Here is a 14,925-nt window from a genome sequence, read left to right as displayed (position 1 = left end):
ACTGCCCTACTGCCCTACTGCCCTAGCCGAGCATCATGACTTACCAATCCCCCATCTCCCCCGGCCGCTCCTGGTACGAAGACACGGCCGGACCAAGGCCCGAATATCCGGCGCTCGACGGCGACCGGACATGCGATGTGGTGATTGTCGGCGGCGGCTTTACCGGACTGTCGGCGGCGGCTCATCTCGCCAAGTCAGGCGCGGATGTCGTGCTTATCGAAACCCATCATTTCGGTGACGGCGCATCGGGCCGCAATGGTGGCCAGCTCGGCACCGGCCAGCGGGCCTGGGCAGAGGAGCTGGAAGCGGAGTACGGCTTTTCCCGCGCCAAGGCGCTGTTCGACCTCGCCGAAGAGGCCAAAGCGCATCTCCTCGACTTCGCCGCAATGCACCAGATCGAGATTGACTATATGCCCGGCCAAATGTCGGTGGCGCACAAGAAGCGCTATGTCGACGACTACAAGGCGCATGCCGAGATCATGGCGAGCCGCTTCGGCTATCCGCACATCTCATTCATGGACGCCGCGGAGACAGCCGAGCGGCTGGGCTCGACGCATTATTTCGGCGGCACCCGCGATACCGGCACCGGCCACATTCATCCGCTGAAGCTGGTCATCGGCACCGCAAAGGTGGCGGCAGAGGCCGGCGCAAAGCTATTCGAGCAGACGCCGTCGACCGGCATTACCTCCGGCGGGGGCAAAGTCAAGGTCACGACGCCGAAGGGCACGATCACCGCCGCTAAATGCCTGATCGGGGTCAATGCCTATGGCGGCGCGCTCGAACCGGTGAGTGCCGCGCATATTATGCCGATCGGCTCGTTCATCGGCGCAACGGTGCCGCTGGGAGCCGATTCCAAAGTGTTGCCGGGTGGCGAGGCGGTCGACGATTCGCGCTTCGTCGTGCGCTATTTCCGCAAATCGAAGGATGGGCGGCTGCTGTTTGGCGGACGCGAGATCTATGCGGTCAACGATCCCAAGGACATCCACATCCACATCCGCCGGCAGATTGCCGAGATCTATCCCTCATTGAAGGACGTCGAGATCACCCATGGCTGGGGCGGCTATGTCGGCATCACCGTGCCGAGAAAGCCGTTCGTGCGCGAAGTGATGCCCAACGTGATCTCGGTCGGCGGTTATTCCGGCCACGGCGTCATGCTGTCGAACTTTTTCGGCAAGCTTTATGCCGAGACGGTCGCCGGCAACCGCGACCGGCTGAAGCTGATCGAGGACCTGAAGATTCCGCCCTTCCCCGGCGGCCGGCGTTTGCGCGCGCCATTGCTCTTCCTCGCGCTCAACTGGTACGCGTTGCGGGATAGGATCTAACCAGACGTTGCAGAATCCTTAACTGGGACGCAGAATTCCGGCCAAGGGCGCAGTGATGCCACAATCGCGGGCGAAAGATGATGCTCGTGGGCAGCTGAACGGGGAATTTTTTGCGGGCTTGCCCGCTTTTGGTTTGGGACCGATGCCGATCGAAATGCCGGCTCTCCGGCATGGATCGTAAGAACATCGGCCCGCAAATGGAGGTGGCAAGAGTGAGAGAGCCCTTCAGTTTCGGCGCGCCGGAACGACGGCGCCTTGCGATGCAATTCGGTTACGATATGCGGCCGACGTTCTGGCACGGGGTCCGGTCGAACGCGCATCTGGTAATCGCCGCGCTTGGCACGGCCGCACTGCTCGGCGTTGCCGCGGTGGCACTGTGGCTGGCATTGCCGGCAAATGAGCGACAGGCGGCCGCAAGCCCTGAGCAGATCGTTCCGACCATTCCGGTCAAGACGACGAAGATCATGCCTGCCAAGGTCGCCGCGGCGCCGCGGACGCCCGGCAACGCCGATGCGGGTTACCCGGCAGTGGCGGCGGCGGCAGCCGAGATACCGGCGCTCGCTCCCAACGATCCCCGCTGGACGGGGCCAAAGACGGCATCGGCCGCCGCCACCGAAGCATCCGACCAGCTGGCAAGCCAGACCGAGCAGGCGGCCGATAAATCGTCTGCTTCGGTGGCATTCGCCGACCCGGCAGCGAAACCCGACGCTGCGGCTTTGTTTGCCAAGGTGGCGGCTCCCGGAAGCTCGACGAAAAACACCGGGCCCGACGGCGCGCAGACCGCCGCCATCCCCACGCCCAACCCGCAATTGCCGGCAGCGCAGTCCGCGAGTGAGGACGACAATGGCAGCACCAAGGCAAAATCCGGAAAAGCCAATACCGCCGGTACCGGACGCATCCTGAGGTCGGTCACAATGCGCACCGGCCCGAAGAAGAATGCGGCCGCCATTCTCACCGTGCCCGCCAAGACCTCGGTGCAAGTGATGAGCTGCAAGCAATGGTGCCAGATCGTCTACAACGGCAAGCGCGGCTGGGTCTACAAGAGCTACGTCAAAACCGGGGCGTAGGGCCGGCAGAGCGATTGCGGGTCGCTCGCCATCAGCCAGTCCTCCGCCGGACGACCGGATCGTTCAAATACAACGCCCGCCGTCGACTTCCAGCGCCACGCCGGTGATGAAGGCCGCCTCGTCCGAAGCGAGCCAAAGCGCGGCATTGGCTATGTCGAGCGGCGTCGAAAGCCGGCCGAGCGGAACCGATGCGCGGAACTTCTCGCGGATCTCGGGTGTGTCGGCGCCCATGAATTTCGCGAGCATGCCGGTCTCGCCGGCAACCGGGCACAGGCAGTTGACACGGATATTCTTCGGCGCGAGTTCCACCGCCATCGATTTGGTCGCGGTAATCGCCCAGCCTTTCGATGCGTTGTACCAGGTGAGGCCGGGCCGCGGCCTGATACCGGCCGTGGAGGCCGTCGTCAGGATGACGCCGCCGCCTTGCCGCTCCATGACCGGCACCACGGCAAGTGCTGCGTGGTAGATCGCCTTCATGTTGACTGACGTGATCAGATCGAAGGTCGCCTCGTCGACATCCAGCATGTCACCGTTGCGATGGGTAAAACCGGCGTTGTTGACCATGATGTCGATGCGGCCGAAGGCGCCCATTGCAGCATGGACCATGTCGTCGAATTCGGACCGCAGCGAGACGTCGGTCTGGGTCCAGATCGCCTTTTCGCCGATCTCGCCGGCAACGCGCTCTGCGCCCTTGGCGTTCAGATCGGCGACAACTACCCGCGCGCCCTCCTCGGCAAAGCGCCTGGCCATGCCCTCGCCAAAGCCCGAGGCAGCGCCGGTGATGATGGCGACCTTGTTTTTGAGGCGCAAGCTTTTCTCACTCATCGTTGAAGACGATCGAAAACGCGTTTGGCCATGGCCATCGAAAGATGTGTGTCCATTGCCGATTTCTCCTTTGGCTTTCGCCTTGATCCCGCTCTATGCTGCACCTGCGAACGCTCCCGGAAGCATCGCTTGCCGACAAGCCTCCGGCTGGCGCCGGTGTCAAGAGCACACGCGGATGTGACGCAATGGCACTGGCAAGTTTAAATCGATTAGATTATATCAGCCGCGTTATCGCGACCGGCGTCAGAGCGGACAGACCATGACCAGCCAGATCATCCCCGTCGATCCTTTCGACTTCATCATTTTCGGCGGCACCGGCGATCTGTCGGAACGCAAGCTTCTGCCGTCGCTGTACCACCGGCAGCGCGACCACCAGTTTTCTGAGCCGACGCGCATCATCGGCACATCACGTTCGAAGATGACCGACGAGGAATTCCAGTCTTTCGCCAGGCAGGCGATTGCCGATCATGTGAAACCAGAAGATATCGACGCCACGGAACTGAAGACGTTCCTCGCGCGGCTCTCCTATATCCCGGCAGATGCAACAACTGGTGCCGGCTTCGACAGGCTGAAGGAGGCGATTGGCAACAGCGAACACATCCGCGCTTTCTATCTGGCAGTGGCACCGGCGCTGTTCGGCGACATCTCGCACAAGCTGAAGGAGCACGGGCTGATCACGCCGAATTCGCGCATCGTGCTGGAAAAGCCGATCGGCCGCGATCTCGTTTCGGCGCGCGCGCTCAACGACCTGGTCGGCGACGACTTCCATGAAAGCCAGATTTTCCGCATCGACCACTATCTCGGCAAGGAGACGGTTCAGAATTTGATGGCGCTGCGCTTTGCCAACGCGCTCTACGAGCCGCTTTGGAATTCCGCCAATGTCGATCATGTGCAGATCACCGTGGCCGAGACGGTCGGCCTGGAAGACCGCGTCACCTATTACGACAAGGCCGGCGCATTGCGCGACATGGTGCAGAACCACATGCTGCAACTGCTCTGCCTCGTCGCCATGGAGGCGCCGTCGTCGATGGACGCCGATGCCGTCCGTGACGAAAAGCTGAAGGTGCTGCGGGCGCTGAAGCGCATCAACGGCAACGAAGCGCCGAAGCACACGGTGCGCGGGCAATACCGTGCCGGCGCCTCGGCCGGCGGGCCGGTGAAAGGCTATGTCGAGGAACTCGGCAAGAACAGCAACACCGAGACTTTCGTTGCGCTCAAGGCCGAGATCGGCAACTGGCGCTGGGCGGGCGTGCCGTTCTACCTCCGAACCGGCAAGCGGCTGGCGACCCGCGTTTCGGAGATCGTCATCGAATTCAAGCCGATCCCGCATTCAATCTTCGGCGAGAGCGCCGGGCCGATTTCCGCCAACCAGCTGGTCATCAGGCTGCAGCCCGACGAAGGCGTCAAGCAGTTCATCATGATCAAGGATCCAGGGCCAGGCGGCATGCGGCTGCGCCAGATTCCGCTCGACATGAGTTTTGCGCAATCCTTCGACGGCCGCGCCCCCGATGCCTATGAGCGGCTGATCATGGACGTCATCCGTGGCAACCAGACGCTGTTCATGCGCCGCGACGAGGTCGAGGCGGCGTGGAAATGGATCGACCCGATCCAGGACGCCTGGGAAAGCGGAAGGCAAGAGGCGCAAGGCTACACCGCCGGCACATGGGGTCCCTCGGCCTCGATTGCGCTGATCGAACGCGACGGGCGGACATGGCACGAGAGCAATTAGGCGGCGCCTACAACTGGCACGAATTTGCCGGACGCCAGGAGTTGGCGACAGCGCTTGCCGGCCACGTCGCCGGCCGTCTGTCAAAGGCGATCGCCGAGCGCGGCGCGGCACTGCTTGCGGTCTCGGGCGGAACGACGCCGGCGAAATTCTTCGCGGCGCTTTCGACCGTTCCGATCGCCTGGGAAAAGGTGACGATAACATTGGTCGACGAGCGCTTCGTGCCGCCCTCATCGCCGCGCTCCAATGCCGGCCTGGTTGCCGCCAACCTGCTGCAGAACGCGGCCGCCGCCGCGAATTTCGTGCCGCTCTACCACGCCGCGGCAAGTATCGAGGGCGCAGCGGTCTCTGATAGTGAGGCGCTGCAAGTGCTGCCCTGGCCACTCGACGTCGTTGTGCTTGGCATGGGAACTGATGGCCACACCGCCTCGTTCTTTCCGGATGCAGACAACCTGGCAAGATTGCTCGACCCGTCGTCGCAAAGGATCGTGCTTCCGGTTCACGCGGCAAGCGCCGGCGAGCCACGGCTGACGCTGTCACTGGCGCGGATCATCAATGCCGCCTTCATCGCGCTGCATATCGAGGGCGCGGAAAAACGCACCGCATTCGAGGCCGCGCTTGGAGCTGGAGCACGAAAGCCCATTCGCGCCGTGCTCGATGCCACTCAAAAGCCCGTAGAGGTTTTCTGGGCACCCTGATCTCAACTTGGCTGCAGGTCCCGGCAACAGCCGGAAGTTGCGGGACCTCGCCTGAAAGGACCGACCGCCATGACCGCAAGACGCGACATCGAAGCCATCACCCAGCGCATCCGTGAGCGCTCCAAGCCCGGTCGCGAGGCCTATCTCGGCCGCATCGCCGAAGCCTCGAACCGCACCGCCAACCGGGCCGTGCTGTCCTGCGGCAACCTGGCTCATGGCTTTGCCGTGTGCAGTCCATCCGAAAAGGTGGCGCTCGGCGGCGACCGGGTGCCGAATCTCGGCATTATCACCTCCTATAACGACATGCTGTCGGCGCATCAGCCTTTCGAGACGTTTCCGGCGCTGATCAAGGACGCGGCGCGCGAGGCCGGCGGCATCGCCCAGGTGGCCGGCGGCGTGCCGGCGATGTGCGACGGCGTCACCCAGGGCCAACCCGGAATGGAGCTGTCGCTGTTTTCGCGCGACGTGATCGCCATGGCCGCGGCGATCGGCCTGTCCCACAACATGTTCGACGCCGCCGTCTATCTCGGCGTCTGCGACAAGATCGTGCCGGGGCTAGTGATCGCGGCGCTGACCTTCGGCCACCTGCCGGCCGTGTTCATTCCGGCCGGGCCGATGACGACCGGCATTCCGAACGACGAAAAGGCCAAGATCCGCCAGCTCTATGCCGAGGGCAAGGCAGGGCGCGCCGAACTGCTCGAAGCCGAATCAAAATCCTATCACGGGCCGGGAACCTGCACTTTTTACGGCACGGCCAATTCCAACCAGATGCTGATGGAGATCATGGGCCTGCACACGCCTGGTGCCTCGTTCGTCAATCCGGGCACACCACTGCGCGACGCGCTGACCAGGGAAGCGACCAAGCGGGCACTGGCGATCACCGCGCTCGGCAACGCCTACACGCCGGTCGGGCGGATGATCGACGAGCGCTCGATCGTCAACGGCATCGTCGGCCTGCACGCCACCGGCGGTTCGACCAATCACACCATCCATTTGATCGCCATGGCGGCGGCGGCCGGCATCGCCATTACCTGGCAGGATATTTCCGACATCTCGGAAGCGGTGCCGCTGCTGGCGCGGGTCTATCCGAACGGCCTTGCCGATGTGAACCACTTCCACGCCGCTGGCGGGCTCGGCTTCCTGATCCGCGAACTGCTCGACGCAGGCATCCTGCACGAGGATGTGCAGACAGTGTGGGGCGAAGGGCTGCGCCCCTACGCGGTCGAGGCCAAGCTCGGCGCCGACGGCGGCGTTCTGCGCGAGGCATCGCCGCGCGAGAGCGGCGACGAGAAGGTGCTGGCGCCGTTCAAGAAGGCCTTCCAGCCGAGCGGCGGGCTGAAAGTGCTTTCAGGCAATCTCGGCCACGCCGTCATCAAGACATCCGCGGTCAAGCCGGAGCGGCGCGTCATCGAGGCGCCGGCCAAGGTGTTCGACAGCCAGCAAGGGCTGAACGAGGCGTTCAAGGCGGGGTCGCTGACCGGTGACTTCATCGCCGTCATTCGGTTCCAGGGACCGAAGGCCAACGGCATGCCGGAATTGCACAGGCTGACCACCGTGCTCGGCATCCTGCAGGACCGCGGCCAGCATGTGGCGTTGGTCACCGACGGCCGCATGTCGGGCGCTTCCGGCAAGGTGCCGGCGGCGATCCACGTGACGCCGGAAGCGGCGGAGGACGGGCCGATCGCCAGGATCCATGACGGCGATATCATCAGGCTCGATGCGGAGGCCGGAACGCTCGAAGTACTGGTGCCGGCCGGAGACTTTGCCCTGCGCCGGCCCGCGGACAGCGACCTCATAGGCAATGAATTCGGCTTCGGCCGCGAGCTTTTCGCCGGGTTCCGGCAGTTGGTAGGCCGCGCCGACCATGGCGCCAGCGCCTTCGGTACGGCGTGACTTTTTTCGGCCATGAGGAAGAGCGGCTGGTGGCCGCTCTCCCCTAGATCTATTGAACCGTCAGCTCGGCTCGCGCGCCGGCCCTGACCGTGACTGTGCCTTCCTTCGAGCTGTTGTCCGATTTCTCCGAAACCACCGCGTAGTCGCCGGCCGACAGGGTGGCTTCATACTTCTGGTCATAGGCGTAGCCGACCGACTTGCGGGTTCCGTCGATGTTCTTCTTGGCCTCGAATATCTCGATCTTCGAGGCCCCTGGCGCGGTAATCGTCAGCATGCCGGCGTTCATCGCGATCTTCAGATCCTGATGGTCGCCAACCTTGACGCTGAACGGCTGCTCGGCCACCGCAAGGTCGACCGTCGCGACCATTACATAATCGTCGGGCGGCAGATCGAACTTGCTGTCCGGACCGTAGGCATAAGTCACCTCCTGCCTGATTCCGTCGACGTTCTTTTTCGCCTGGAGCACCTTGAAGCCGACACCCGAACCCTCGGCCTTGTCGCCGCCGGCAGCATAATAGGCGTTGGCGACGATACGCCCGACGCCGACGATGATGTCCTTGTCGATGACCCTGCCGGCGGCAAGCGGGATCGTCTCGGTAACCATGCCCTGGCCGATCGTGACCGTCACCTTCTCGTCACCGGCCGGCAGCACGACTTTCGTGTCGCCGTAATAGGTCGGCGGGGTGTCGACGCCCGGATAGCCGACTACGACAGCCGCGCCGCCGTCAACGTCCGCTCCTTCACTTGGCCTGGGGTGGATGACCAGCGTGCCGGCATTCAGGTTGAAGTGCGGCTTGGCGACCTGGCCAGGCTCGATCTTGATCTTCTGTTCGGCCTTGGCCTCGCCGGCGCGTGCGACGACGATATAGTCGCCCGGCTCCAGATGGCCCTTGTAGGTGCCATATTCGGTGGTGACGGGATCGCCGCGCGCGCCGTCGGAATTCGCCTTGTAGATCTCCCAGGCATTGCCGTCGGTGACGGGATCGCCACCCTCGGCAAGCACGACGGTGGGCACGAAATTGGACTCCGCCGGCTGGTCGGGCGCCGGCTGGAGAACAGGCTGCGGGGCGGGAGCCGGTTCAGGGGCGGGTGGCGGAGGCGCGACGGTCTCGACGAGGGCGTCCTGCAATGCCTTTTCATCCGACGCTTCGAGATATTTGCCGCCGGTGTTGTCGGCGAGGCAAGCGACCTGCTTGCCTTCGGCAGCCGTCAAGCCGAAGCCGACGACATTGACGGTGAAGTCGATGCCGGCAGCCTCCAGTTCCTTGCCGAGCGCACAGGGGTCGCCGTTGCATGTCTCGATGCCATCGGTGATGAGCACGACCGTCGCCTTGTCCTCGGTGTATTTCAACACCTCCGCCGCTTGCTTGACCGCGGCGGTCAGCGGCGTCTTGCCCTGAAATTTCAGGCTGTCGGCCGCGGCTGAGATCGCACTTGCCGAGCCTGCCTGTGGCGGCACGATAAGTTCGATGTCGTCGCAACTGGCCTTCTCGCGATGGCCATAGGCCATGAGGCCGATTTCCTCGTCGGCCGGCACCAATTGCAGCACGTTCCGCAGCGATTGACGGGCGATTTCGAGCTTGGGCTTGCCGTCGATCTGCGCCCACATAGAGCCCGAGGCATCGAGAACGACGATGACGCGATCGGCGGCGAAGCCGACCCCAGTCATCCACAGCAGCAGGGCCGCCACAGCGGCGCTCCGCACAAATCCGGCCATCAAATATCTCCCCCTCGGTCGCCGCCGCTCGGCGCCGGAAAGCTATTTGACGCTGCGTCGCGACACAAGCCCGGGCGGAGCATGAAGCTGCGCCGCCTCTGTGCAAAACCCTCAATAGGTCGTGCGGCGTTCCTCGGAAGGCGGCCGGCCGAATTGCAGCCGGTAGCTCTGGGCAAAATAGGAATGCGAGGTGAAGCCGGTGGCGATTGCCACGTCGAGGATCGGCATGTTGGTCTGGCGCAGCAATTCGCGCGCCCGCTCGAGCCTGAGCCGCATGTAGTAGCGCCCGGGCGTCACGCTGAGATGGCGCAGGAACAGGCGCTCGACCTGGCGCACTGACAGGCCCGCCGACTTGGCGAGCTGCACCGCCGACAGCGGCTCGTCAAGATGGTCGGCCATCAGCTCGACGATGCGGCGCAGCTTCTCCGACTTGCCGGTCAGGTCGCGCTCCGGGCCGACGCGCTGGCGGTCGCCGGCCGAGCGGATGCGCTCATGCTGGAACTGGTTGGCGACGCCATTGGCGAGGCTCGAGCCGAAATCGCCGCGCACGATCTCCAGCATCAGGTCGATCGAGGTGGTGCCGCCGGCGCAGGTGTAGCGCTTGCGGTCGATCTCGAAGACGTTGCCGGTGCAGTTGATCTCCGGAAAGCGTTCGAGGAAACCGGCACGGTTTTCCCAATGGATGGTGCAGCGATAGCCATCGAGCTGGCCTGCCTCGGCAAGCAGATAGGAGCCGACCGAAAGCGCGCCGAGCGCATTGCCGCGTCGGCCCCAGCTGCGCAGCGCCGCCAGCACCTTGCTCTTGCCGGGAAATTCCGTCGTCAGCCCGACCGAGACAAAAAGGATATCGACCGGCGGCAGATCGGCGACGGCATAGTCGATCTTGAGCGGCAGGCCGTTGGAGGCCATGACGGCATCGCCGTCGGCCGACACCGTCGTCCAGCCATAGAAATCGCGGCCGAGCAGCCGGTTCGCCGACCGGAACGTGTCGATTGCCGCGGCCAGCGAGAACATGGAGAACTTGTCGACCAGCAGAAACCCGAACTGTCGGCCGCCCTGAACGGGATCATTGGTGACCGGCCGCTCTAAGGGAACAGTGAGGTTCGGCAAGGACGCTGCTCTCTGGTCAGAAGGAAGGCCGTTTCAACCCGGCTGCGAGGTAGGCGGAAGCTAACGTGTTGGCCATCAGCATGGCAATGGTCATCGGCCCCACGCCGCCAGGCACCGGCGTGATGGCGCCGGCCGCCTTCGCTGCTTCGGCAAAGGCGACATCGCCGACGAGGCGGGTCTTGCCTTCGCCCTTTTCAGGTGCGGCGATGCGGTTGATGCCGACATCGATGACGGTGGCGCCAGGCTTGACCCAGTCGCCGCGGACCATTTCAGGCCGGCCGACGGCTGCGACCAGAATATCGGCGGTGCTAGCAAGCGCCGGCAGGTCCCTGGTGCGGCTGTGTGCGATGGTCACGGTGCAGTTGGCGGCAAGCAGAAGATTGGCCATCGGTTTGCCGACGATGTTCGAACGCCCGACGACGACCGCATTGAGGCCGGACAGGTCCTTGCCGCGCACGCGTTCGATCAGCAGCATCGAGCCGGCCGGCGTGCAAGGTACGAAGGCGGTCTCGAGCTCGCCGGTGCCGAGCTTGCCGACATTGATGAAGTGGAAGCCGTCGACATCCTTCTCCGGCGCGATGGTCTGGATGATCTTGCCGGAATCGATATGGCGGGGAAGCGGAAGCTGCACCAGGATGCCGTTGATGGCCGGATCGGCGTTGAGCTGGCCGATGATCTTCAACAGGTCCGGCTCGGAGGTTTCGGCCAGCAGCGTGTGCTGAACCGAATGGAAGCCGCATTCCTTGGCGGTGCGGGATTTGGAGGCGACATAGACCTGGCTCGCCGGATCCTCGCCGACGATGACCACCGCGAGACCGGGCTGCCGCCCGCCCTTTTCCGCCAGTTCGGCGGTCAGGGTCTTGACCCGCCGCACCACGTCTTCGGCGACGCTTTTTCCGTCAATCAACTCAGCCATGAATCACCCTCGACGCCTATTGCTAAGCCTGCCGCGTTAAAGCATCCATGCGGCGTGCTCCAGATATGTTTTTATGCAGGTCGTTGCCCAGAACCATGCGCTGGCGGGCGGACATGCAGCGCGGCATTTTCACGAAAATCGAGCCGGGCAATCCCGTCAATGCGCCGTCCCATGCCGTTAACTCGAAACCGGCATGTTTTATTCGACGCTCAGAAATAGCGGCGATGCGTGCGGTTTTCGGTGAGCTCGCGAACCGCCTCCCGGAATTCGCGCAGGCTGGCGCGGATTTCCTCGATCTGGCTTTGCTGATCGGCGGCGTCCGAGGCCTGATTTGCCGCCTTCGACCAGGCCTGAGCATGGGCCGAATGCGGCGGCGTGGGTTGCTGCGGGTAAGGTGCCTGTCCGGCATAGAGCGGCTGCGGGTAGAAGGCAGGCGGCATCGCTGCGCTGGAATTTGTGGCGGCGGAAGTCTCGCCGGACGCCATCTCCTCCGGCGCTCTGCCGGGAATGAGCCTGCTCAGCGCCGACAACACTACGCCGATCGGACCCGTACGCGCGGCCCGGTACGCTTTGTCCTCGGCGGAACCGGCATCGGGGCCGCCAAGGGAGCCAGCGGGGTCGAAAACTACATCGGCAGCTGCAGCCTCTTCCATCAGCATGGTGCCGGCCTTTGGCTCATCAGGATGGGGCTGGCTTATGCCGGCGGCTGCCAACAGGATCGGACTGGCACGAGCTTCGCGGCGCGAGCGGGCGAGACGATGGCGTGTGGCGGCATCCTCGCGCCATGACGGGCCTGCACGGTCCTCTAGCGAAACCAGCGACGCTTCGTCCCCGTCGCGCGCTGCCTCGACGAACGACAGCAAAGACCGCTCGTTCCTCCAGTGTTCACGATTATTCCTCTAAGCCATGGTTTCTGGAGCTTTCCCCCTCGGGCTGGGACGTAGCGACCGCCACTGGTTAAGCGATGCTAAACAGGCACAGGAAATAAAAGGTTAATTTGGTCGCCGCGCGGCTGCGCGACTACATGCGCATCCCAATAGCAAGGTCCGGGGTTTCAGCGTGATCACAGTCCCAACAGGGCTTCCCCGCCCTGCCGCGAACGTCTATGGGGAAGCCATCTCTATGGGAGGCTTTCGATGACGATCAGGCTTGTTCTCGCCGGTTGCGGTAATATGGGCTACGCCATGCTCTCGGGCTGGTTGAAAGCCGGCAAGCTCGCTCCGGCTGCGGTGTTCGTGGTCGAGCCCAATGCCGAGTTGCGCAAGCGTGCCGAAGCACTGGGCTGCGCTGCTGCCGCGGATGCCGGCGCCATCCCGGCGGATACCGTGCCGGCCCTCGTCGTCCTTGCGGTCAAGCCGCAGGTGATCCGCGACGTGACGGCTGGCTACATCCGCTTCAACGATGGCCGAACCACTTTCCTCAGCATCGCCGCCGGGACGCCGGTCGCCACGTTCGAAGGCATTCTCGGCGACCATGCGCCGATCGTGCGCTGCATGCCCAACACGCCGGCGGCGATCGGCAAGGGCATGATGGTGGTGTTTTCCAACAGGCTGGTTTCCGACGACACCAAACGCCTTGTCGCCGACCTGCTTTCGGCGAGCGGGCAAGTGGCTGATATCGACGACGAGGGCCTGATGGACGCGGTGACGGCAGTCTCCGGGTCGGGGCCGGCGTACATCTTCCATTTCATCGAAGCGCTGACCGTGGCGGCCGAGAAGGCCGGCCTGCCTGGCAAGGTCGCAAAGCTCCTGGCCATGCAAACGGTCTACGGCGCCGCCTCGCTTGCCGCCGAAAGCGGCGAGGAGCCTGGCGTGCTCAGGCAGCAGGTGACCAGCCCCAACGGCACCACGGCTGCCGCCCTTGCGGTGCTGATGGGCGAGGACCGTCTGACGCGCCTGCTCACCGAGGCGGTGGAAGCGGCGCGGCTGCGGTCGATAGAGCTGGGGAAGTAGGGCTTTTGGGGGAGCCGGTCGGCGGCGATGGTCTGCCGTGCGTTTCAGCGGCAATAGCCGCCTGTAGAAAAGCCGCTACGCGGCGCTCCTTCGCGCCCCTCTCTGTCCTGCCGGACATCTCCCCCACGAGGGGGGAGATTGGCAGTTTGGGCGCTCCGCTCACGAACTGCGATGTTGGAGATTGGCGAAAGCTGGCGTGACGTCCGATCTCCCCCCGTGTGGGGGAGATGTCCGGCAGGACAGAGAGGGGCGCTGTCCCGCCGACGTCAAAGTTTCTGCGATGCACCTACCCCGCCCCATACAGCATCTCGTCCTGCAGCCGGCGCAAGGCGAACAGCCTGGTCGTCGGGTCGGGCGCGGCATTGTCGGCGGTGAGCAATTCGCCTTTCCGAACCGGTTTCAGCACCTTGCCGCCTTCGAGCAGACCGACCGGCACGGCGCGATGGGCGCGGGCCTCTTCGACCGTCATGGTCCAGGAGCGGTAGCAGGTCTCACCGATCGCGTCGAAAACCTCGCCCGCCGCCAGATCGCGTTTGGCCAACGCGCAGACCTCGGCCACCGGCCGCGGCAGCGGCACCATGTCAGGCTTGCCGTAGAGCGCGATGCGAGCGGCCGTCAGCGGCACTTCAAGCGAGGTCAGATGGTAGGGCCGGAAGAAGCTGTAATAGGGGCCGTGGCCGATATGCAGATCGTCCATGCGCTCGATGATGCGCGGATGCGTCGCTTCGACGATGACGAAGACACCGGGCGCCACGCCCTTGCCGACGGTATAGTCGACGACGCCCTTCTTCGACAGGATGCCGCCCTGCTCGCGCGGGATCAGCACCTTGACCAGCTCGTCACGGTCGGCTTTAGGGCCGTGCATGCCGGGAACATCGGGCACCAGCCCGGTGGCGTTGGCGATGGCGCACATCTCGACCATGGTTTTCGAGCCGTCGACGAACTCGACCAGCATGCGCGGATTCATGTTGCGGCGCAGCGCTTCCGCGCGGTAGTCGTCCGGAACGGCATCGTGGTAGAGCGGGTTGTTCTTGCCCTTGCCGGCGGAGACGATGGTGTAGCCGAGCGCCGAGGCGAACTCGATCAGCTCCATGCAGCTCGACGGCTCGTCGCCGGCGCCGACCGAATAGACGACGCCGAGCCGGTCGGCCTGCTGCTTTAGATAGCAGCCGATGGTAACGTCGGCCTCGACATTCATCATCACCAGGTGCTTGCCGTGCTGCATCGCCATCAGGTCGAAATCGGCGGCGACGCCGGGCTTGCCGGTGGCATCGATGACGACATCGATAAGCGGATTGGTGACCAGCATCTCGTTCGAGGTGACGGCGATCTTGCCGCTTTCGATCGCCTGGCTGACCTTCGAAGCGCTGTCCGCTTCGGCTGCCATCGCCTCGTCGCCATAAGCAATGCGGATAGCGTCACGTGCCGTATGCGGGCGGCGGGTCGAGATCGCGCAAACCGAAATGCCCGGCATCAGCATGCCTTGCGTCACCAGGTCGGTGCCCATCTCGCCCGAACCGATGACGCCGATGCGCACCGGGCGGCCCTCCGCGGCGCGCTTGGCAAGATCGCGGGCAAGCCCGGTCAATGCGACATTGGTCATACTGGAAACGTCCACTGCTTTTTGATTTGAAGCGGGAATAGCAGGGAACGGCAACCCATTGCCAATCGAAACCGGCCGCGGCGATCTTTTCTTGCG

The 14,925-nt window shown here is 64.2% G+C and carries 12 protein-coding genes; 6 read left to right on the top strand and 6 right to left on the bottom strand.

All coding sequences use genetic code 11. From position 1 onward, the window contains the following. The first annotated feature begins 35 nt into the window (after nucleotides 1–35). Both NKJ40_RS04550 and NKJ40_RS04545 read left to right on the top strand, forming a co-directional pair. Complete coding sequence (locus NKJ40_RS04550) at nucleotides 36–1,322, top strand: NAD(P)/FAD-dependent oxidoreductase (protein WP_352464966.1); 1,287 nt, start codon at nucleotides 36–38, stop codon at nucleotides 1,320–1,322. A 170-nt stretch (nucleotides 1,323–1,492) separates the two neighbouring features. Continuing rightward, the gene (locus NKJ40_RS04545) at nucleotides 1,493–2,389 is read left to right on the top strand and encodes an SH3 domain-containing protein (protein WP_352464965.1); all 897 of its coding nucleotides are present in this window, start codon (nucleotides 1,493–1,495) and stop codon (nucleotides 2,387–2,389) included. A 63-nt stretch (nucleotides 2,390–2,452) separates the two neighbouring features. Here NKJ40_RS04545 and NKJ40_RS04540 read toward each other — a convergent pair whose 3' ends face one another. Then, on the bottom strand, nucleotides 2,453–3,214 hold the full coding sequence (locus NKJ40_RS04540; RefSeq protein ID WP_352464963.1) for an SDR family oxidoreductase: 762 nt from the start codon (nucleotides 3,212–3,214) through the stop codon (nucleotides 2,453–2,455). 259 nt (nucleotides 3,215–3,473) lie between these two features. On the opposite strand from NKJ40_RS04540, the gene zwf reads away from it, so the two are divergent. The 3 genes from zwf (at nucleotide 3,474) to edd (ending at nucleotide 7,531) form a co-directional block, all read left to right on the top strand. Then, nucleotides 3,474–4,943, top strand: a complete 1,470-nt coding sequence (gene zwf / locus NKJ40_RS04535; protein ID WP_352464961.1) for a glucose-6-phosphate dehydrogenase — start codon at nucleotides 3,474–3,476, stop codon at nucleotides 4,941–4,943. Continuing rightward, the gene (pgl, locus tag NKJ40_RS04530; protein WP_352464959.1) at nucleotides 4,925–5,638 is read left to right on the top strand and encodes a 6-phosphogluconolactonase; all 714 of its coding nucleotides are present in this window, start codon (nucleotides 4,925–4,927) and stop codon (nucleotides 5,636–5,638) included. Before zwf ends, pgl begins: the two co-directional genes overlap by 19 nt. Nucleotides 5,639–5,707: 69 nt before the next feature. After that, nucleotides 5,708–7,531 (top strand): phosphogluconate dehydratase, encoded by a 1,824-nt coding sequence (gene edd / locus NKJ40_RS04525; RefSeq protein ID WP_352464957.1) that lies wholly within the window; start codon nucleotides 5,708–5,710, stop codon nucleotides 7,529–7,531. A gap of 49 nt (nucleotides 7,532–7,580) precedes the next feature. Here edd and NKJ40_RS04520 read toward each other — a convergent pair whose 3' ends face one another. From NKJ40_RS04520 to NKJ40_RS04505, 4 genes are all read right to left on the bottom strand, one after another. Next, on the bottom strand, nucleotides 7,581–9,248 hold the full coding sequence (locus NKJ40_RS04520) for a vWA domain-containing protein (protein ID WP_352464955.1): 1,668 nt from the start codon (nucleotides 9,246–9,248) through the stop codon (nucleotides 7,581–7,583). Nucleotides 9,249–9,359: 111 nt separating this feature from the next. Next, nucleotides 9,360–10,358: a GlxA family transcriptional regulator gene (locus NKJ40_RS04515; RefSeq protein ID WP_352464953.1), complete on the bottom strand. Its 999-nt coding sequence runs from the start codon at nucleotides 10,356–10,358 to the stop codon at nucleotides 9,360–9,362. A gap of 16 nt (nucleotides 10,359–10,374) precedes the next feature. Next, nucleotides 10,375–11,274, bottom strand: coding sequence for a bifunctional methylenetetrahydrofolate dehydrogenase/methenyltetrahydrofolate cyclohydrolase FolD (gene folD / locus NKJ40_RS04510; protein WP_352464951.1), 900 nt, complete (start codon nucleotides 11,272–11,274; stop codon nucleotides 10,375–10,377). 209 nt (nucleotides 11,275–11,483) lie between these two features. Continuing rightward, nucleotides 11,484–12,137 carry a hypothetical protein gene (locus tag NKJ40_RS04505; RefSeq protein ID WP_352464950.1) on the bottom strand — a complete coding sequence of 218 codons (654 nt, stop codon included), beginning with the start codon at nucleotides 12,135–12,137 and terminating at the stop codon, nucleotides 11,484–11,486. A 273-nt stretch (nucleotides 12,138–12,410) separates the two neighbouring features. Between NKJ40_RS04505 and proC the strand changes: the two genes are divergently transcribed. Then, on the top strand, nucleotides 12,411–13,226 hold the full coding sequence (proC, locus tag NKJ40_RS04500; RefSeq protein ID WP_352464948.1) for a pyrroline-5-carboxylate reductase: 816 nt from the start codon (nucleotides 12,411–12,413) through the stop codon (nucleotides 13,224–13,226). A gap of 286 nt (nucleotides 13,227–13,512) precedes the next feature. Here proC and NKJ40_RS04490 read toward each other — a convergent pair whose 3' ends face one another. Beyond that, nucleotides 13,513–14,829, bottom strand: a complete 1,317-nt coding sequence (locus NKJ40_RS04490) for an NAD(P)H-dependent oxidoreductase (protein ID WP_352464947.1) — start codon at nucleotides 14,827–14,829, stop codon at nucleotides 13,513–13,515. Nucleotides 14,830–14,925 lie beyond the last annotated feature (96 nt).

It is taken from the genome of Mesorhizobium sp. M0119 (assembly GCF_040322615.1).
GTDB lineage: Bacteria > Pseudomonadota > Alphaproteobacteria > Rhizobiales > Rhizobiaceae > Mesorhizobium.
Note: the sequence above shows the minus strand (reverse complement) of the source record. Positions and strands in the feature narration are given on the sequence as shown.

Excerpts from the sequence above, each read along its gene's own strand:
- NKJ40_RS04520 (WP_352464955.1), bottom strand. The coding sequence starts at position 9,248 with ATGGCCGGATTTGTGCGGAGCGCCGCTGTGGCGGCCCTGCTGCTGTGG.
- edd (WP_352464957.1), top strand. The coding sequence starts at position 5,708 with ATGACCGCAAGACGCGACATCGAAGCCATCACCCAGCGCATCCGTGAG.
- NKJ40_RS04545 (WP_352464965.1), top strand. The coding sequence starts at position 1,493 with ATGGATCGTAAGAACATCGGCCCGCAAATGGAGGTGGCAAGAGTGAGA.
- proC (WP_352464948.1), top strand. The coding sequence starts at position 12,411 with ATGACGATCAGGCTTGTTCTCGCCGGTTGCGGTAATATGGGCTACGCC.
- pgl (WP_352464959.1), top strand. The coding sequence starts at position 4,925 with ATGGCACGAGAGCAATTAGGCGGCGCCTACAACTGGCACGAATTTGCC.
- NKJ40_RS04490 (WP_352464947.1), bottom strand. The coding sequence starts at position 14,829 with ATGACCAATGTCGCATTGACCGGGCTTGCCCGCGATCTTGCCAAGCGC.
- NKJ40_RS04550 (WP_352464966.1), top strand. The coding sequence starts at position 36 with ATGACTTACCAATCCCCCATCTCCCCCGGCCGCTCCTGGTACGAAGAC.
- zwf (WP_352464961.1), top strand. The coding sequence starts at position 3,474 with ATGACCAGCCAGATCATCCCCGTCGATCCTTTCGACTTCATCATTTTC.
- NKJ40_RS04540 (WP_352464963.1), bottom strand. The coding sequence starts at position 3,214 with ATGAGTGAGAAAAGCTTGCGCCTCAAAAACAAGGTCGCCATCATCACC.
- folD (WP_352464951.1), bottom strand. The coding sequence starts at position 11,274 with ATGGCTGAGTTGATTGACGGAAAAAGCGTCGCCGAAGACGTGGTGCGG.